Source organism: Rhodopseudomonas sp. BR0M22 (assembly GCF_010907035.1).
Taxonomy (GTDB): Bacteria; Pseudomonadota; Alphaproteobacteria; order Rhizobiales; family Xanthobacteraceae; genus Rhodopseudomonas.
The window spans coordinates 1-16,063 of record NZ_QUMK01000016.1 but is presented as its reverse complement, the minus strand read 5'-3'; the positions used below and the strand labels follow the sequence as shown (position 1 = coordinate 16,063).

Annotated in this window: 14 protein-coding genes; 5 read left to right on the top strand and 9 right to left on the bottom strand. The window is 66.7% G+C overall.

Annotation, left to right across the window (positions count from 1 at the left end):
* Window positions 1–42: 42 nt before the first annotated feature.
* Entirely contained in the window at window positions 43–1,653 is a 1,611-nt protein-coding gene (locus tag DY468_RS07155) for a phytoene desaturase family protein (RefSeq protein ID WP_164603731.1), read from the bottom strand.
* 161 nt (window positions 1,654–1,814) lie between these two features.
* On the opposite strand from DY468_RS07155, the gene DY468_RS07150 reads away from it, so the two are divergent.
* On the top strand, window positions 1,815–4,097 hold the full coding sequence (locus DY468_RS07150) for a spermidine synthase (protein WP_164603730.1): 2,283 nt from the start codon (window positions 1,815–1,817) through the stop codon (window positions 4,095–4,097).
* 58 nt (window positions 4,098–4,155) lie between these two features.
* Here DY468_RS07150 and DY468_RS07145 read toward each other — a convergent pair whose 3' ends face one another.
* A complete protein-coding gene (locus DY468_RS07145; RefSeq protein ID WP_164603729.1) occupies window positions 4,156–4,926 on the bottom strand; it encodes a L,D-transpeptidase in 771 nt (256 codons plus the stop codon).
* A gap of 268 nt (window positions 4,927–5,194) precedes the next feature.
* On the opposite strand from DY468_RS07145, the gene DY468_RS07140 reads away from it, so the two are divergent.
* A complete protein-coding gene (locus tag DY468_RS07140) occupies window positions 5,195–5,545 on the top strand; it encodes a hypothetical protein (RefSeq protein WP_164603728.1) in 351 nt (116 codons plus the stop codon).
* An 86-nt stretch (window positions 5,546–5,631) separates the two neighbouring features.
* On the opposite strand, the gene DY468_RS07135 is transcribed toward DY468_RS07140, so the two are convergent.
* From DY468_RS07135 to DY468_RS07110, 6 genes are all read right to left on the bottom strand, one after another.
* Window positions 5,632–6,393 (bottom strand): ABC transporter permease, encoded by a 762-nt coding sequence (locus DY468_RS07135; protein WP_164603727.1) that lies wholly within the window; start codon window positions 6,391–6,393, stop codon window positions 5,632–5,634.
* Between the two features lie 2 nt (window positions 6,394–6,395).
* Window positions 6,396–7,316, bottom strand: coding sequence for an ABC transporter ATP-binding protein (locus DY468_RS07130; protein WP_164603725.1), 921 nt, complete (start codon window positions 7,314–7,316; stop codon window positions 6,396–6,398).
* 250 nt (window positions 7,317–7,566) lie between these two features.
* A complete protein-coding gene (locus DY468_RS07125; protein WP_164603723.1) occupies window positions 7,567–7,857 on the bottom strand; it encodes a type II toxin-antitoxin system HicB family antitoxin in 291 nt (96 codons plus the stop codon).
* Window positions 7,858–7,865: 8 nt separating this feature from the next.
* Window positions 7,866–8,060 carry a type II toxin-antitoxin system HicA family toxin gene (locus DY468_RS07120; protein WP_110788289.1) on the bottom strand — a complete coding sequence of 65 codons (195 nt, stop codon included), beginning with the start codon at window positions 8,058–8,060 and terminating at the stop codon, window positions 7,866–7,868.
* Window positions 8,061–8,174: 114 nt separating this feature from the next.
* Window positions 8,175–8,459 carry a type II toxin-antitoxin system HicB family antitoxin gene (locus DY468_RS07115; protein ID WP_164603721.1) on the bottom strand — a complete coding sequence of 95 codons (285 nt, stop codon included), beginning with the start codon at window positions 8,457–8,459 and terminating at the stop codon, window positions 8,175–8,177.
* Window positions 8,459–11,023 carry an ATP-dependent helicase gene (locus tag DY468_RS07110; protein WP_164603719.1) on the bottom strand — a complete coding sequence of 855 codons (2,565 nt, stop codon included), beginning with the start codon at window positions 11,021–11,023 and terminating at the stop codon, window positions 8,459–8,461. The genes DY468_RS07115 and DY468_RS07110 overlap by 1 nt, the downstream gene beginning before the upstream one ends.
* A 315-nt stretch (window positions 11,024–11,338) precedes the next feature.
* Between DY468_RS07110 and DY468_RS07105 the strand changes: the two genes are divergently transcribed.
* Window positions 11,339–11,512, top strand: a complete 174-nt coding sequence (locus tag DY468_RS07105; RefSeq protein ID WP_164603717.1) for a DUF1328 domain-containing protein — start codon at window positions 11,339–11,341, stop codon at window positions 11,510–11,512.
* A gap of 9 nt (window positions 11,513–11,521) precedes the next feature.
* On the opposite strand, the gene DY468_RS07100 is transcribed toward DY468_RS07105, so the two are convergent.
* Window positions 11,522–12,049 carry a thioesterase family protein gene (locus DY468_RS07100; RefSeq protein WP_164603715.1) on the bottom strand — a complete coding sequence of 176 codons (528 nt, stop codon included), beginning with the start codon at window positions 12,047–12,049 and terminating at the stop codon, window positions 11,522–11,524.
* A gap of 67 nt (window positions 12,050–12,116) precedes the next feature.
* Here DY468_RS07100 and DY468_RS07095 point away from each other — a divergent pair, with 67 nt between their 5' ends.
* A complete protein-coding gene (locus DY468_RS07095; protein ID WP_164603713.1) occupies window positions 12,117–13,544 on the top strand; it encodes an FAD-binding oxidoreductase in 1,428 nt (475 codons plus the stop codon).
* Window positions 13,545–13,679: 135 nt separating this feature from the next.
* Window positions 13,680–16,063, top strand: a 2,384-nt coding sequence (locus DY468_RS07090; RefSeq protein WP_164603711.1) for an AsmA family protein, incomplete at its 3' end; no start/stop codon positions are given.

Sequence of the window (16,063 nt, the reverse complement as noted above, 5' to 3'; positions counted from 1 at the left end):
CAACAAGTTTTCCACAGTTTATCCACAGGCTTGTCCCCAGACCTATCCACGGCTTGTGAACAAGCTGCGGTGGTCGTTGAGGATCGCCGCGGCTGCGTTGTGGCCGGGCGCGCCGGTGACGCCGCCGCCGGGGTGGGCGCCGCTGCCGCAGTGGTAGAGGCCCTTCAGCGGGCCGCGATAGTCGGCATGGCCGAGCAGCGGGCGGGCCGAGAACAGCTGGTTCAGCGACAGCGCGCCGTGGAAGATGTCACCGCCGAGCAGGCCGAATTCGCGCTCGAGATCGAGCGGCGACAGGATCTGGCGGCCGAGCACGCTGGCGGCAAAGCCCGGCGCATAGCGATCGACGGTTGAGATCATCAGGTCGGCGACCTCGTCGCGGTGATCGTCCCAGGAGGCACCGTCCGGCAGCTCGGGGGCGACGTGCTGGCAGAACAGGCTGGCGACGTGCTGGCCCTCCGGCGCCAGACTGTCGTCGAGCGTCGACGGGATCAGCATCTCGACCACCGGCTCGCGGCTCCAGCCGTGGGCGCGGGCGTCGGAATAGGCGCGGTCCATGTAGCCCAGGCTCGGCGCGATGATGATGCCGGCGGACAGGTGGTCGCCGTTGCCGGGTAGCGCGGTGAACGACGGCAGCTTCGCCAGCGCGACGTTCATTCGGAAGGTGCCGGAGCCGGTCTTCCAATGCTGCATCCGCCGCCGGATATCGTCGGGCAGGGCCTCCGCCGGGAGCAGGCGGGTGTACAGCAGCTTCGGGTTGACGTTGGACGCAATGGAGCGGGCGCGCAGCGTGCGGCCGTCGTCGAGGCTGACGCCGACCACGCGATCCTTTTCGACCAGCACCTCCCGCACCCCGGCCGAGGTCTCGATCTCGGTGCCAGCGGCGCGGGCGGCTGAGGCCATCGCCTGGCTGATCGCGCCCATGCCGCCGACCGCGTGACCCCAGACGCCCTTCTTGCCGTTCACCTCGCCGAAGGCGTGATGCAGCATCACATAGGCCGAGCCGGCGGCGTAGGGACTGGCATAGTTGCCGACGATGGCGTCGAAGCCGAACAGCGCCTTGACCAGATCGTGCTCGAACCGGGCGTCGAGCATCTCGCCGGCCGAGCAGGTGAACAGATCCAGCAGCAGCCGCTGCTGCTCCATGGTGAGAGCCCGCAGCCGATTGGCGGTGCCGAGCGCGTTCAGGCTTTCGCGGATTGCCGGCAGGCCGAACTGCGCCACCAGATTGGGCGGCGCGCGGAGCACGAAATGCCGCAGCACGTCGGCGATGGTTTCGAGCTCGGCCGCGAAGCCGCCGAATGCCGCCGCTTCATGTGGGCTGAGCCGCGCCAGCGACGCCGCGGTATGGTTGGCGCCGGTGAGAAGATACTGGCCGCCCAGTGCGGGCAGGAAGTTCTGCGCCTTGCGCTCGACGATCCTGAGCCCGTGCTCGTGCAGCTTCAGGTCGGCGATCACTTTCGGATTGAGCAGGCTGACCGTGTAGGCTGCGACCGAATTGCGGAAGCCGGGATGAAACTCCTGCGTCACCGCGGCGCCGCCGACCACGCTGCGGCGCTCCACCACCTTCACTTTCAGCCCGGCGCGCGCCAGATAGGCCGCGCAAGTGAGGCCGTTGTGGCCGGCACCGATGATCAAGACGTCGGAATCGGACATCGGACGTTTCCCGGACCGGGTGTGACGAATGCGTGCGTGGCTGGTTTTGCCACCGTTCATAGAGCGACGCTAGGATGCGGCGCGTCACGGCCCGGCCGGAATCGACTGCCATGACCGAAGATGTCGAGCGTCCGCGGTGGCGGACCGCAGCAGGAGCCGCCATGACCGAGACGTTGCCCGCCGCCGCGAGCCGGATCAAACCGGCGCGCGACCGTCAGATCCTGATCGTCTATACCACCGCGATCTTCGTCAGCGCGTTGCTGCTGTTCTCGGTGCAGCCGCTGTTCACCAAGATGGTGCTGCCGCGGCTCGGCGGCTCGCCGGCGGTGTGGTCGGTGGCGATGGTGTTCTTCCAGTCGCTGCTGCTCGCCGGCTACGCCTATGCGCATGCTCTGAGCCGTTTCCGCGATCGGCGGGTGCCGGTCGTGGTGCATCTGGTGGTGCTGGTCGCGGCGCTGCTGACGCTGCCGCTCGCGATCGCCTCCGGCTGGGGTACGCCGCCGTCGAGCGGCTATGCGATCTGGCTGCTCGGACTGTTCGCGGTGTCGATCGGTCTGCCGTTCTTCGCGCTCGCCGCCAACAATCCGCTGCTGCAGGCGTGGTTCGTGCGTACCGGCCATCCCGATGGCCGCGATCCTTACTTCCTCTATGCGGCGTCCAACATCGGCAGCTTCCTGGCGCTGTTGTCCTATCCGGTGCTGCTCGAGCCGTTGCTGACGCTGCGGCTACAGAATATCGTCTGGACCGCCGGCTATGGCGTGCTGATCCTGCTGATCGCCGGCTGCGGCGTGCTGCTGCTGCGCGCGCCGGCAACCGCCGCAGCGGAGGTGATTGCCGACGACACCGACGCGCCGGCGCCGTCATGGCTGACCGTGGGGCGCTGGGTGTTTCTCGCCGCGGTGCCGTCCGGCCTGCTGATCGCCGTCACCGCGCACATCTCCACCGACGTCGCCGCGGCGCCGCTCTTATGGGTGCTGCCGCTGTCGCTGTATCTGCTCACCTGGGTGCTGGTGTTTCAGTCCCGTCCGCTGTTGCCGCACAAATGGATGCTGGCGCTGCAGCCGATCGCGATCGCGGTGATCATCGTGCTGCTGGCCTATTCGGACTCCGAGCACAATCTGCTGCTGACGCTCGGCGGCCATCTGGTGTGCTTCTTCATCATCGCGATGGCCTGCCATGGCGAACTGGCACGGACCCGGCCGCCCGCGCGGTATCTCACCGGCTTCTATGTGGCGCTGTCGTTCGGCGGCATGGTCGGCGGCCTGTTCGCCGGGCTGGTGGCGCCGTACACGTTTTCGTGGATCGCCGAGTATCCGATCCTGCTGGCGCTGGCGGTGCTGTGCCGGCCGCAGGCGCCGGAGCGCATGCCGCAATGGTCGCGGTCGATCTGGCTGCTCATCGCAGCGCTGGCCGCGGTGCTGATCACCTCGGCGTTCACCGACGGCAAGCTGCACGGCTGGTTCATGACCAACCGCGTACTGATGATCGGCGACGTCGCCGCGCTCGCCGCCGTGATCGCGCTGGCGCTGCGCGCCGGCCCGGCGAAGCTGCTCGCGACCGTCGCGCTGGCGCTGCTTCTGATCCGGCTGTATCCGGCCGATGATGGCCGGGTCGAAACGGTGCGCAGCTTCTTCGGCGTGCATAAAATCCAAGCGACCTCGGACGGCCGCTTCCATGTGCTGCTGCACGGCACCACGATCCACGGCGCCGAACGGGTGCGCAACGACGACGGCACGCCGGTGACCGGGCGGCCGGAGCCGATCTCGTACTATCACAAGGATGGCGGCATCGGGCAGGCGATCACCGCGATCCGCGAGCGCAAGGGTGGCCCGATCCGCGTTGCGGTGATCGGGCTCGGCTCCGGCACGCTGACCTGCGCGGCGGCGCCGGACGAGCATTGGCGGTTCTTCGAGATCGACCAGTCGATGATCGACACCGCGCGCGACCCGAAATATTTCAGCTTCGTCAGCAAATGCGCGCCGGACCTCGCTCCGGTGGTCGGCGACGCCCGTCTGACCTTCGCCCACGAGCCGGACGGCGCCTACGACCTGATCATCGTCGATGCATATTCGTCGGACGCCATCCCGATCCACCTCGCCACCCGCGAGGCGATGGCGATCTACAAGGCCAAGCTGGCGCCGCAGGGCGCGGTGCTGATGCACGTCTCCAACCGCCATCTCGAACTGGCGAGCGTGGCGGTCGGCATCGCCGACGCCAACGGGCTGAAGAGCTGGGTGGCGTCGCAGGATGCAGGGCGCGACGCCGAATACATCTTCGCCACCTCGGTGGTGATCTCGGCCCGCCAGTCGGCGGACATCGGCAAGCTCGCCGGCAGCGACGACTGGCCCCTGACCGCACCGCGTGCCGGCGACCGGGTGTGGACCGACGACTACTCCAACGTGCTCGGCGCGGTGTGGCGCCGGCTGCGCGACGGCGAAGATTAGGCAAAACAAAACGCGCGGCCGGGGAGGCCGCGCGCTGTGAGCGTTTCAGTGGCTCGGCTCAGTACGCCGAGTAGCCGCCATAGCCGCCGTCATAATAGCCGCGCGGCTGGTAATAGCGCCGCGGCGCGTAATCCTGGGCGTAGGAGTCGTTCTCGACATAGCCGTATTGCGGCGGTGCGACACGGCGATAGCCGGGAGGGGCCGGGTAGCGGCGGTCGCCATAGCTGCCGTCGGCCGGATAGATATAGCCGTCGTCGGCGACCTGCGGCTGCACCACCCGCGGCTGGCTCGGCGCCAGTTCGACCGGCGCACCAGCGGAGTCATAGGCCGGCGCCGGGGCCGGTTCGGCGCGGGCGATGGCATTGCCGCCCTTGCTCTTCAGCCGCGCCAGCGCGACTTGCGAGGAGCCGGTCAGCGTCACGGTGGTGTTGAGCACGCCTTCCTTCTCGACCAGCGCGTAAAGCGTCGCGGCGTTGGCGCGCGACAGCCGCACGCAGCCGTGAGACACCGGCACGCCGAGCTTGCCGGACGCATCGGTGCCGTGGATCGCGTGACCCTGCTTGGTGAAGAAGATCGAATGCGGCATCGGCGCGTCGTCGAATTCCTTCGAATAATGATCGGCTTCCATCCGGAAGGTCTGGAATTTGCCGTTCGGGGTTTCGTGCGACGGGTTGCCGGTCGATACCGGCCAGCGGTAGCGCTCGACGCCGTCGACCGCGACGGTGAGTTGCTGATTGTCCTTGTCGACCGTGATGGCGACTTTCGCCTGCGCGGTACTCGACAGCGTCAGCAGGATCAGGCCGGTGAGAGAAACGAGATACGAACGCATGGTGTCGGCCTCCTGGCCCGATCCTTCACTTCCTTGCCGCCCCAACGGTAATATGCATAGCGGTCGCAACAGTTTCCAGTCGACGCTGCGACGCGGCATCAAAACCTTCGGCATCGTTAAAATGGCTTCCGCGACTCCGGCGGCAGCATCAAGACACCGGGGCGGCGGAATCTCGGCGAAACGGGAACCCAATGCAGGTTGCGGGGTTAGTGTGTCGCATCATCTACGCCCGGCTTTCTGCCGGACGCTTCAATCCGGAGGGACATCCATGAAAACCACTCCCAACGCGCAGGCTATCCGCACTGGGCAAACGCCGATGAAGGCTCTGTTCGCGGCTGCGGCTCTGGCACTCGCCATGCTGGCGATCCCGACCGCGGGTCATTCGCAGGGCATCGTGCGTGGTGCCGAGCAGGGGGCGCGGGAAGGCAATCGCGCGGCTGGGCCGGTGGGCGGCGTGGTCGGCGGCGCGATCGGTGCCGGCGTCGGCGGTGCGGTCGGTGCGGTGAACGGCGTGCTCGGCCTGCCGAATAACGGCCCGCGCTATCGCTATCACCGCGGCCATCGCTGCAAGGGCTATTATACCCGGAGCGGTCATTTCCGCTGCTACCGTCGCCGCTGAGGCGCACAGGTCTGATGTTACGAGGCGCGGCCGGTCGGCCGCGCCTTTCGTTTGTGACGGTAGTTTGAGAGGGAGGCGGGCGGCGCTCAGGCCTTCAGCCGGTAACCGGTCTTGAAGATCCACCACACGATCGCCAGGCAGGCGAGCAGGAAGCCGAAAGTGGCGGCGAGGCTGACGCCGACATTGACGTCCGCGATCTCGTAGAAGCTCCAGCGGAAGCCGGAGACCAGATAAACCACCGGATTGAACAGCGCGATCGTCTGCCAGACCGGCGGCAGCATCGAGATCGAATAGAAGCTGCCGCCGAGGAAGGTGAGCGGCGTGATGATCAACAGCGGCACCACCTGCAGCTTCTCGAAGCCGTCGGCCCAGATGCCGATGATGAAGCCGAGCAGGCTGAACGCCACCGAAGTCAGCACCAGGAAGCCGAACATCCACACCGGATGGGCGATGTGCAGCGGCACGAACAGGCCGGCGGTGGCCAGGATGATCAGGCCGAGCAGGATCGACTTGCTGGCGGCGGCGCCGACATAGCCGACCGCGATTTCCAGGAACGACACCGGCGCCGACAGGATCTCGTAGATGGTGCCGGTGAATTTCGGGAAATAGATGCCGAACGAGGCGTTGGCGACGCTCTGCGTCAGAACGCTGAGCATGATCAGGCCCGGCACGATGAAGCTGCCGTAATTGACGCCTTCGACCTGGTCGATGCGCGAGCCGATCGCGGCGCCGAACACGATGAAATACAGCGAGGTCGACAGCACCGGCGACACGATGCTCTGCATCAGCGTGCGCCAGGTCCGCGCCATTTCGAACAGATAGATTGCGCGGATTGCTCGCCAGTTCATGCTCACGCCCTCACCAGGCTGACGAAGATCTCCTCCAGCGAGCTCTGGCTGGTGTCGAGATCGTGGAATCGGATGCCGGCGGCGCGGACGTCGCCGAGCAGCGCGGTGATGCCGGTATGTTCGGCGCGGGTGTCGTAGGTGTAGATCAGCTTGGTATGGTCGTCCGACAGCGCCAGATCGTAGGCGGCGAGCTGCGGCGGCACGGTGTCGATCGGGGCGTCGAGATGCAGCTTGAGCTGCTTCTTGCCGAGCTTCTGCATCAGCGCCGACTTCTCGTCGACCAGGATCAGCTCGCCGTGGTTGATGACGCCGACGCGGTCGGCCATCTCCTCGGCTTCCTCGATGTAATGCGTGGTCAGGATGATGGTGACGCCGGTCGCCTTCAGCGCACGCACCACCTCCCACATCCCCTTGCGCAGTTCGACGTCGACGCCGGCGGTCGGCTCGTCGAGAAACAGGATCTGCGGTTCGTGGCTGAGCGCTTTGGCGATCATCACCCTGCGCTTCATGCCGCCCGACAGGGTGATGATCTTCGAGTCCTTGCGGTCCCACAGCGACAGGTCGCGCAGCACCTTTTCGATATGCGCCGGGTTTTTCGGCTTGCCGAACAGCCCGCGCGAGAAGCTGACCGTATCCCACACCGACTCGAACGCGTCGGTGTGCAGCTCCTGCGGCACCAGCCCGATCAGCTCGCGTGCCGCCCGATAGTCGGTGATGATGTCGTGGCCGTCGACCGTCACCGTGCCCCCGGTCGGATTGACCAGCCCGCAGATCGTGCCGATCAGCGTGGTCTTGCCGGCACCGTTCGGTCCGAGGAGCGCAAAGATCTCGCCCCCCATGATGTCGAGGCTGACCCCGTTCAGCGCCTTGCGCCCGGTGCCGTAGGTCTTGCTCAGATTTTGGACGGAAATGATCGGGGCCATGCGGGCTCGTAAAGTGTCGGGCGCAGGATAAAGGGCGGAACGCAGCCGGAACGTGCGGGCGGCTTACATAAGGATGGCCGAGCGCGGACGCAACCGACGGGACAAACAGGCCGGGGCAGGAAAAATCTCGTGTCGCGGCTTCCTGAAACCGAACCTCACCGCGTCGCTTCGTGGCATCGCCCCTCACCGCATCATTGCGAGAAGGCGAAGTCGACGACGCAATCCTGCGACTGGGGAGACGTTGGTGCGATCACTCTGCCGCGTGGGCGCGGCTTGGTGTTTCGATCAGCGCGACGATGTAGTTCTGGATGTCGTCGGCGACGTCAGGATCGGCCTTCAGCTCGGTCAGCGAGCGCGGCTTGGGCTGCGGCTTGCCGTCTTGCTCGACCTGCGCGAGGTACAGCTCCAGCGCCTCGGGCGCATTGCGCAGCGCCTCGTCGAGATCGTCGCCCGCGGAGACGCAGCCGGGCAGGTCGGGAAACCACACCCCGACCGCCACGTCCGGCCCGGCGTCTTCGATGATGGCGATGTAGTGGGTCATGGCCGACCTCAATCCGGCTCCCAGCCTGCGCCCTTATAGATGGCACGGACCAAGCCTTTTCCCAAGTCCTTCTTGGGGTGCGGCACGGTGACGATGTCCCGGCGCACGGGATGCTTGAAAACGTGATGCGATCCAGTGACGCGGACGCAAGTCCAGCCTTCACGTTCGAGACGTCGGATGACATCGCGGCTACTGGTGAGCATCGGGCGGTCGTCAGGTAATTAATTCAAACTGCAATGCCGCAGCCTACATCTCCTTCGCCAAAGGAGCGAGCGCGTTCTTCCTCTCGGTCACCTCAAATAGCTCACGCCCGGCCGCTATTCGGCTGCGTCTGCCTCGGCATCAAATTCGATCAACGCCAAGATCGCGTCTTTGCTGGCTGCGACGAAGGCCGGGTCATTGTTCAGCTCGTCGATCGACCGCGGCGGATTCAGCGCGATCGCACCATCTGAATCTTCCATCGCGTAGGCGAGCAGCTCGGCGGCTTCCTCTTCGGCTTCTTCGATCGTCTCGCCAGCGGTGACCACGCCCGGAATGTCGGGAAACGACACGCTGTAGCTGCCGTCGGCGTCCTGATGGATCAAGGCGACGTAGTGCACCATCACACCCGCTCCACGAAGCTATCGACCACCTTTTTCTCGCCGGCCTTGTCGAACGCGATGGTGAGTTTGTTGCCGTCGATCTTGGTGACGTGGCCGTAGCCGAATTTCTGGTGGAAGACGCGGTCTTTCAGGGAGAAGTCCGACTCGGTGCCGGTGGATTTGGCGACCAGCTCGCCTTCGATGGTGAGCGGGGCGCGCCGGGTGGTGCCCGACGAGTAGGACGAACCGCTTTCGCCGAAACCGCCGCTGCGGCCACCATTGCTGCCGCCACCGCTGCGGCCGCGATTGGCCTGGGCGCGCTGCCAACCCGGGGTCGAATAGCTCGAGCCGAACGACTCGACATTGTCGAACCGCGACGGGCCGTAGCCGCTCATGCCGCCCCAGCCGGAGCCGCCCTTCGACTCGGTGATCTCGACATTGGCGGCCGGCAGTTCGTCGAGGAAGCGCGACGGAATCGTCGTGTTCCAGGTGCCGTGGATGCGGCGGTTGGTGGCGAAGTACAGTTTCGCGCGCTTGCGGGCGCGGGTGATGCCGACATGGGCGAGGCGGCGCTCTTCCTCGAGGCCGGCGCGGCCCTGTTCGTCGAGCGCGCGCTGATGCGGAAACAGCCCTTCCTCCCAGCCGGGCAGGAACACGGTCTCGAATTCCAGTCCCTTGGCGGAGTGCAGCGTCATCACGCTGACGGCGTCTTCATCCGCGCCGCCCTCGCGGTCCATCACCAGCGAGATGTGTTCGAGGAAGCCTTGCAGGTTCTCGAACTCCTCCATCGAGCGGACGAGCTCTTTCAGGTTCTCCAGTCGGCCGGCGGCGTCGGCGGAGCGGTCCTTCTGCCACATCTCGGTGTAGCCGCTCTCGTCGAGCACGATCTCTGCCAGCTCGGTATGGGACAGCGCGTCGCGCTGCACCTGCCAGCGCTCGAAGCTCTCGACCACGCCGCGCAGGCTGCTACGCGCCTTCGGCTTCAGCTCGTCGGTGTCGATCACCATCCTGGCCGCCTCGAACAGCGGAATCCGCCGTTTCCTGGCATGATCGTGCAGCATCTGTACGGTGGCCTCACCGAGGCCGCGCTTCGGCACATTGACGATGCGCTCGAAAGCGAGATCGTCGGCCGGCGAGTTGATTACCCGCAAGTAAGCTAGCGCGTCGCGGATTTCGGCGCGCTCATAGAACCGCGGGCCGCCGATCACCCGGTAGGGCAGGCCGAGGGTGACAAAGCGGTCTTCGAACTCGCGCATCTGGAACGAGGCGCGCACCAGGATGGCGATCTCGTTGAGCGCGTGGCCCTGGCGCTGCAGCTGTTCGATCTCTTCGCCGATCGCGCGGGCTTCTTCTTCGGAGTCCCACGCGCCGGTGACGGTGACCATCTCGCCGTCGACATCCTCGGTGCGCAGCGTCTTACCGAGCCGGCCTTCATTGTGCGCGATCAGATGCGAGGCGGCGGCGAGGATGTGGCCGGTCGAACGATAATTGCGCTCCAGGCGAATGACCTTGGCGCCGGGGAAGTCGTGGTCGAAACGCAGGATGTTGTCGACCTCGGCGCCGCGCCAGCCATAGATCGACTGATCGTCGTCGCCGACGCAGCAGATGTTCTTGGGGGGCGCGGAGGGGGCAACGACATCGTTGCTCCCTCGGTCGTTATCACCGGGCCGACGCGCAGCGTCGAGACCCGGTGATCCATCGTCTTGCGAAGAAGGGATGGATTGCCGGGTCGAGCCCGGCAATGACGATGGGGAAAGGGATGACGATTGCGAAGGCGTCTGCGACAGCAGCCGCAGCCAGAGATACTGCGCGACGTTCGTGTCCTGATATTCGTCGACCAGGATGAACTTGAAGCGGTTCTGATACTGCCGCAGCACGTCGGGATGTTCGCGGAATAGGCGAATGTTCTCCAGCAAGAGGTCGCCGAAATCGGCGGCGTTGAGGATCTTCAGCCGCTCCTGATACTGCGCGTAGAGCTTGCCGCCGCGGCCGTTGCCGAACATCGCGGCTTCGCCGGCCGGCACCTGCGACGGCGTCAGGCCGCGGTTCTTCCAGCCGTCGATCAGCCCGGCCAGCATTCGCGCCGGCCAGCGCTTGTCGTCGATATTGTCGGCGGCGAGGAGCTGCTTCAGCAGCCGGATCTGGTCGTCGGTGTCGAGCACCGTGAAGTTCGAAGTGAGCTGCACCAGCTCGGCGTGATAGCGCAGGATGCGGCCGCCGATCGAGTGGAAGGTGCCGAGCCACGGCATGCCTTCGACCGCCTGGCCGAGCATCTGGCCGAGCCGCAGCTTCATCTCGCGCGCGGCCTTGTTGGTGAAGGTCACCGACAGGATTTCGCCGGGCCGGGCGCGGCCGGTGGAGAGGATATGGGCGATCCGCGTGGTCAGCACCCGCGTCTTGCCGGTGCCCGCGCCGGCCAGCACCAGCACCGGACCGTCGAGCGTCTCCACCGCCTCGCGCTGCTCCGGATTGAGGCCGGACAGATAGGCCGGGCCGGCCGACGCGCGGGCGCGCGCGGCGATGCCGCCGGCGACGGGTTGATAGCTGGAGACATCGAGAGGCTGGCGCTGGGTCGGATCGGTCATGCGAATCGTTTTATCACCCGCAGCCGTGCTGCGGGGCTCGATGAAGAGCTTTCAGAGCAGGATTATCCGCCGATATAGGCGCAGCGCGCCGCGATTGACAGGCCGGCCCGGCGCCGTTGCCCCGCCGGCAGCGTTGTTTCATGCGATTCTGTTCCGTGATTTTCCGCAAATAATCAGGCCTCGACACAGCCATCAGGCCCGGAACTTTCGTTCCAGGCCTGGATTGTTTCGCCAAGCGGCGCGGCCGAAACCGGCGGTGCCTCACCCAAAAAGGCAGCCGCCAGCGGGTGCCTGAAGCGAAACGGAGGTCATCACATGTTGGGTTGGGTTGTGACGTTTCTCGTGGTTGCGCTGATCGCGGGTCTGCTCGGCTTCGGCGGCATCGCCGGCGCGTCGATCGAAATTGCCAAGATCATCTTCTTCATCGCGATCGTGCTGTTCCTGGTGTCGGCGGTCGTGAGCATCTTCCGCGGTCGCTCGCAAGTCTAGGCAGCAAGTCTAGGCCGCAGGTCGCTTCGAGGGCATCGCGATACGTCGTCCGATGCCCTCGGGTTGCGGCAGAGCCTGATGCGCCGCTGCCATCCGCGCGACCGAAGCGCGAATGTCGTCCGGAAACGGCGCTACTTTGCGGCTCGCCATGTCGACATGCATCGACATGTTTTCCGATGTCGCCGACAGCCAGCCGTCCTCGGCGTGGCGCAATTCTTCGAAAGTGTGAATTCGTTTCTCGTCCGCCGCGACGATGTAGACCGCGACCCGCACCGGGTCGCCGAGATGGATTTCACGCAAGTAACGCACATGGGCTTCGGCCGTGAAGGTCGAGCCGCCGCGCGTGTTCAGATAATCGACGCCGATGCCGAGTTCGCTCCAGATCTGATCGATCGCGCGGTCGAACAGCACGTTGTAATAGGCCATGTTGAGGTGGCCGTTATAGTCGATCCAGCCGGGCTCGATCTGCATCACCGACGACAGGAACGGCGCGGCCGCGGGGCCGGTTTCGACGCTGCGATCTACTTCCAAAGTCAATCCTACCTCCCTTGACCCCTCCGGTATCCTTTGCCACGGTCGCCCCGTTTCCGAAGGAGTTCTTGTCGTGGGCCTGACCATCACCAACACGCCGAAGCGCGCCGAGCCGCAGGCCGTGGCAAGCGCCATTGAAGCGCTCGCGGCGCGGTTCGGCAACCGCCTCGTCACCTCGCTTGCGGTGCGCGAGCAGCACGGCCACACCACGACCTGGCTGCCGAACCAGCCGCCGGACGCGGTGGTGATGGCGCAGGACACCGCGGACATTCAGGACACGGTGCGGATCTGCGCCCAGCACCAGGTGCCGGTGATCGCGTTCGGCACGGGCACGTCGCTCGAAGGCCACGTCAACGCGCCCGCCGGCGGCGTCTGCATCGACCTGCGCGACATGAACAAGATCCTCGCCGTCCACGCCGAGGACCTCGATTGCGTGATCCAGCCCGGCGTCACCCGCAAGGCGCTGAACGAGAACCTGCGTGACCAGGGGCTGTTCTTCCCGATCGATCCCGGCGCCGACGCCTCCATCGGCGGCATGGCGGCGACCCGCGCCTCCGGCACCAATGCGGTGCGCTACGGCACCATGCGCGACAACGTGCTGGCGTTGAAGGTGGTGCGCGGCGACGGCGAGATCGTCACCACCGGCACCCGCGCCAAGAAATCCTCGGCCGGCTACGATCTGACCCATCTGTTCGTCGGCTCCGAAGGCACCCTCGGCATCATCTCTGAACTGACCATCAAGCTGCGCGGCATCCCGGAGACCATCGCGGCGGCGTCCTGCTCGTTCCCGTCGGTCAGCGACGCCTGTCAGGCGGTGATCCTGGCGATCCAGACCGGCATTCCGCTGGCCCGGATCGAGCTGATGAGCGAATCCCAGGTCAAGGCGGTGAATGCCTATTCCAAGCTGACGCTGCCGGAAACGCCGCTGCTGCTGCTCGAATTCCACGGCAGCGAAGTCGAGGTCGGCGAGCAGTCGAAGAATTTCGGCGCGATCGCCAAGGATTGCGGCGGCGGCGACTTCACCTGGACGACGCGCCCCGAGGATCGCAACAAGCTTTGGCAGGCCCGGCACGACGCCTATTGGTCGGTGCGGGCGCTGCGTCAGGGCGACGGTGTCGGCGTCGTCGCTACCGACGTCTGCGTGCCGATCTCGCGGCTGGCCGATTGCGTCGGCGAGACCGAGGCCGATCTCAACCGGCTCGGACTGCTGGCCCCGATCGTCGGCCATGTCGGCGACGGCAACTTCCACTGCTCGCTGCTGTGCGACGTCAACGACGCCGCAGAGCTGGCGCGGGCCGACGAGTTCATGCACCGGCTGGTCGAGCGGGCGCAGGCGATGGACGGCACCTGCACCGGCGAGCACGGCATCGGCCAGGGCAAGCAGAAATATCTCAAGGCCGAGCTCGGCCTCGAGGCGCTGCAGGCGATGGCTGCGATCAAGCAGGCGCTTGACCCGCAGAACATCTTCAATCCCGGCAAGATCCTGCCGCAAGGGATTTGAACCACAGGATTTTCCGGCGGCGTGAATCCGCCGCTTGAAGTCGCTGTGAGTTCGCCACAGTCTGGCGTTAGGCGTTGAAATCACGAAGGGAAGGACGCCGGCGAGGGGCGTCGCAACGCCCCGAGGGGAAACCGCGTGCAGACGACGCTGCTCAGCCTGGCGATCGCGCTGATTTTGGCGCTGATTGCCGCGCTGGTCGGACCTTATCTGATCGACTGGACTCAGTTTCGCACTCCGTTTGAAGCGGAGGCGACGCGGTTGCTCGGCACCCAGGTGCGAGTCACCGGCCCGCTCGATGCGCGGCTATTGCCGACACCCTCGCTCCGGCTGCATGGGGTCAGCGTCGGCGGCGCCAATGATGCCGGCCGGGTCGGCGTCGCCAAGCTCGACGTCGAATTCAGTCTCGGCTCGCTGATGCGCGGCGAGCTGCGCGCCGACGAACTGTCGATCAACGGGCTGTCGCTCGATCTCGGGCTCGATCCGCAGGGCCGGCTCGACTGGCCGGCCGCAGGGCTGTCGAATCTGGCCGCGCTCACCGTCGACCGGCTCAATCTCACCGGCCGGATCGCGCTCCACGATGCCGCCAGCCGCAGCAATCTCGAACTCAGCGACATCGCGTTCTCCGGCGAGCTGCGGGCGCAAGTCGCGGCGCTGCGTGGCGACGGCAATTTCCTGCTGCGCGGCCAGCGCTATCCGTTCCGGCTGTCGACCGGCCGCGCGGCGGACGGCGATGCGATCCGGCTGCGGGCCGGGATCAATCAGGGCGCCGGCGGGGTCGTCGCCGATCTCGACGGCCTGCTCACGCTCGACCAAAGCCGTCCGCGGTTCGAGGGCAGTGCCTCGCTGGCGGTCGTTGCGGCCGCGGCGGGCGAAGCGCCGCGCGCGCCTTGGCGGCTCGCCGCCAAGGTCGAGGCCGATCCGGCGCTCGCAAAATTCGATCAGGTCGAGATGTCCTGGGGCGCCGACGACCGGGCGCTGAAGCTCACGGGCAGCGGCGAGGCGAAGTTCGGCGCGGCGCCGCGGCTCACCGCCAAGCTTTCGGCCCGGCAGTTCGACGCCGACCGGCTGCTGGCGAGGCCCGGCGATGCGGCGGCGCCTCGGCCCTGGGCGGGGCGGCTGCGCGATCTGGCGGCGTCGCTGCCGCTGCCGCCGCTGCCGGCACAGGTCTCGGTCGACGCCGATCAGATCATGATCGGCACCCGTCCGGTCACCGATCTGTCGGCAGAACTTCTCGGCGATGAGCAGGCCTGGCAGATCGAACGGCTCGAGCTGCGCGCCCCCGGCGGCACCCGGCTGGCGTTGCGTGGCGGCGCCGGGGCGTCGGATGCAGGCATCACCGGCACGCTCGATCTGTCGTCCACCGACCCCGATCTGCTCGCCGCCTGGCTGCAGGGCCGCACGCCGACGGCCGGCGGCGGACTGAGCAAGGCGCTGCGGATCGCCGGTGGCGTCCGCGCCGGTTCCGATGCGCTGGTACTCGATCCGCTGACGGTGGAAAGCGGAGGCGATACGCTGCGCGGCCGTTTCGCCTACCGCGGCCGCCGCGACGATCAGGGACCGCAGATCGACGCCGAGCTGAAGGGCGACAGCGCCGATCTCGACGTCGCTTTGCAATGGGCCAAGACGCTCGCCGGCCCCAATGGCGGCTGGCCGGAGCAGGCCAATGTCATGCTCGATCTCGGCAAACTCGGCGTTGGCGATCAGGTCTGGCAGCCGGCGGCGGTGCGGCTCATCTACGATCCGCACCGGATCGCACTCGACAAGCTGAAGCTCGGTACTGCGGGCGGGCTGCTGCTCGAAGGCGACGGCGCGCTCGATCGCGACAGCGCCACCGGACGATTGAGTCTCACAGCGCGTGCGCCGTCGCCGGGTCCGATCGCGGCTGCGATCGATCCGTTTGCGCCAGCCATTGCGGCCCGGGTGAAGGCGCTGGCCAACGAGGCCGGTGAGGTGCGCGCCAAGTTTAATCTGTCGACCGAGAAGGCCGGCGCGGCTCGGGACCACGTTGAGACCAGCGGCTCGCTCGAACTGACCGCGCCCCAGCTCAGCGGTCGTTTGACCGTGAAGGCGAGCCCGGCCGCCGCCGATCTGCGCAAGCTCGATCTCGATGCGCTGGGACGAAGCGAGCTCAAGCTCGACGGCGAGCTGTCTGCGCCGCGCGGCGAGACATTGCTCGCGGTGCTCGGGCTAGATCATGTCATCGCCGCCGGCGACGGCGCGGCAACAGTGCAGGCGTCGGGCACCGGCAAATGGCGCGGCGCATTGCATGGAAAGGTGAAGCTCGCCGCGGCGGGACTCGATGCCGAGGCGAGCGGTGAGATCGAACCGTTCGCGGCCGAGCCGAAAGCGGCGCTGTCGCTGAATGCGCGCAAGCTCGACCTGGCGCCGTTGTTCGACTTGCCGGCGGCCGGCGCGCCGTTGTCGCTGGCGACGCAGCTTGCGGTCGCCGGCAGCACATGGACCTTCAAGGACATCGACGCCGGCATTGCCGGCTCGCGGCTGCGCGGCCGGCTGAAGCT

Bases quoted from the DNA above. Each gene is read 5' to 3' on its own strand.
- DY468_RS07155 (WP_164603731.1), bottom strand. From the start codon at position 1,653: ATGTCCGATTCCGACGTCTTGATCATCGGTGCCGGCCACAACGGCCTC.
- DY468_RS07150 (WP_164603730.1), top strand. From the start codon at position 1,815: ATGACCGAGACGTTGCCCGCCGCCGCGAGCCGGATCAAACCGGCGCGC.
- DY468_RS07145 (WP_164603729.1), bottom strand. From the start codon at position 4,926: ATGCGTTCGTATCTCGTTTCTCTCACCGGCCTGATCCTGCTGACGCTG.
- DY468_RS07140 (WP_164603728.1), top strand. From the start codon at position 5,195: ATGAAAACCACTCCCAACGCGCAGGCTATCCGCACTGGGCAAACGCCG.
- DY468_RS07135 (WP_164603727.1), bottom strand. From the start codon at position 6,393: ATGAACTGGCGAGCAATCCGCGCAATCTATCTGTTCGAAATGGCGCGG.
- DY468_RS07130 (WP_164603725.1), bottom strand. From the start codon at position 7,316: ATGGCCCCGATCATTTCCGTCCAAAATCTGAGCAAGACCTACGGCACC.
- DY468_RS07125 (WP_164603723.1), bottom strand. From the start codon at position 7,857: ATGACCCACTACATCGCCATCATCGAAGACGCCGGGCCGGACGTGGCG.
- DY468_RS07120 (WP_110788289.1), bottom strand. From the start codon at position 8,060: ATGCTCACCAGTAGCCGCGATGTCATCCGACGTCTCGAACGTGAAGGC.
- DY468_RS07115 (WP_164603721.1), bottom strand. From the start codon at position 8,459: ATGGTGCACTACGTCGCCTTGATCCATCAGGACGCCGACGGCAGCTAC.
- DY468_RS07110 (WP_164603719.1), bottom strand. From the start codon at position 11,023: ATGACCGATCCGACCCAGCGCCAGCCTCTCGATGTCTCCAGCTATCAA.
- DY468_RS07105 (WP_164603717.1), top strand. From the start codon at position 11,339: ATGTTGGGTTGGGTTGTGACGTTTCTCGTGGTTGCGCTGATCGCGGGT.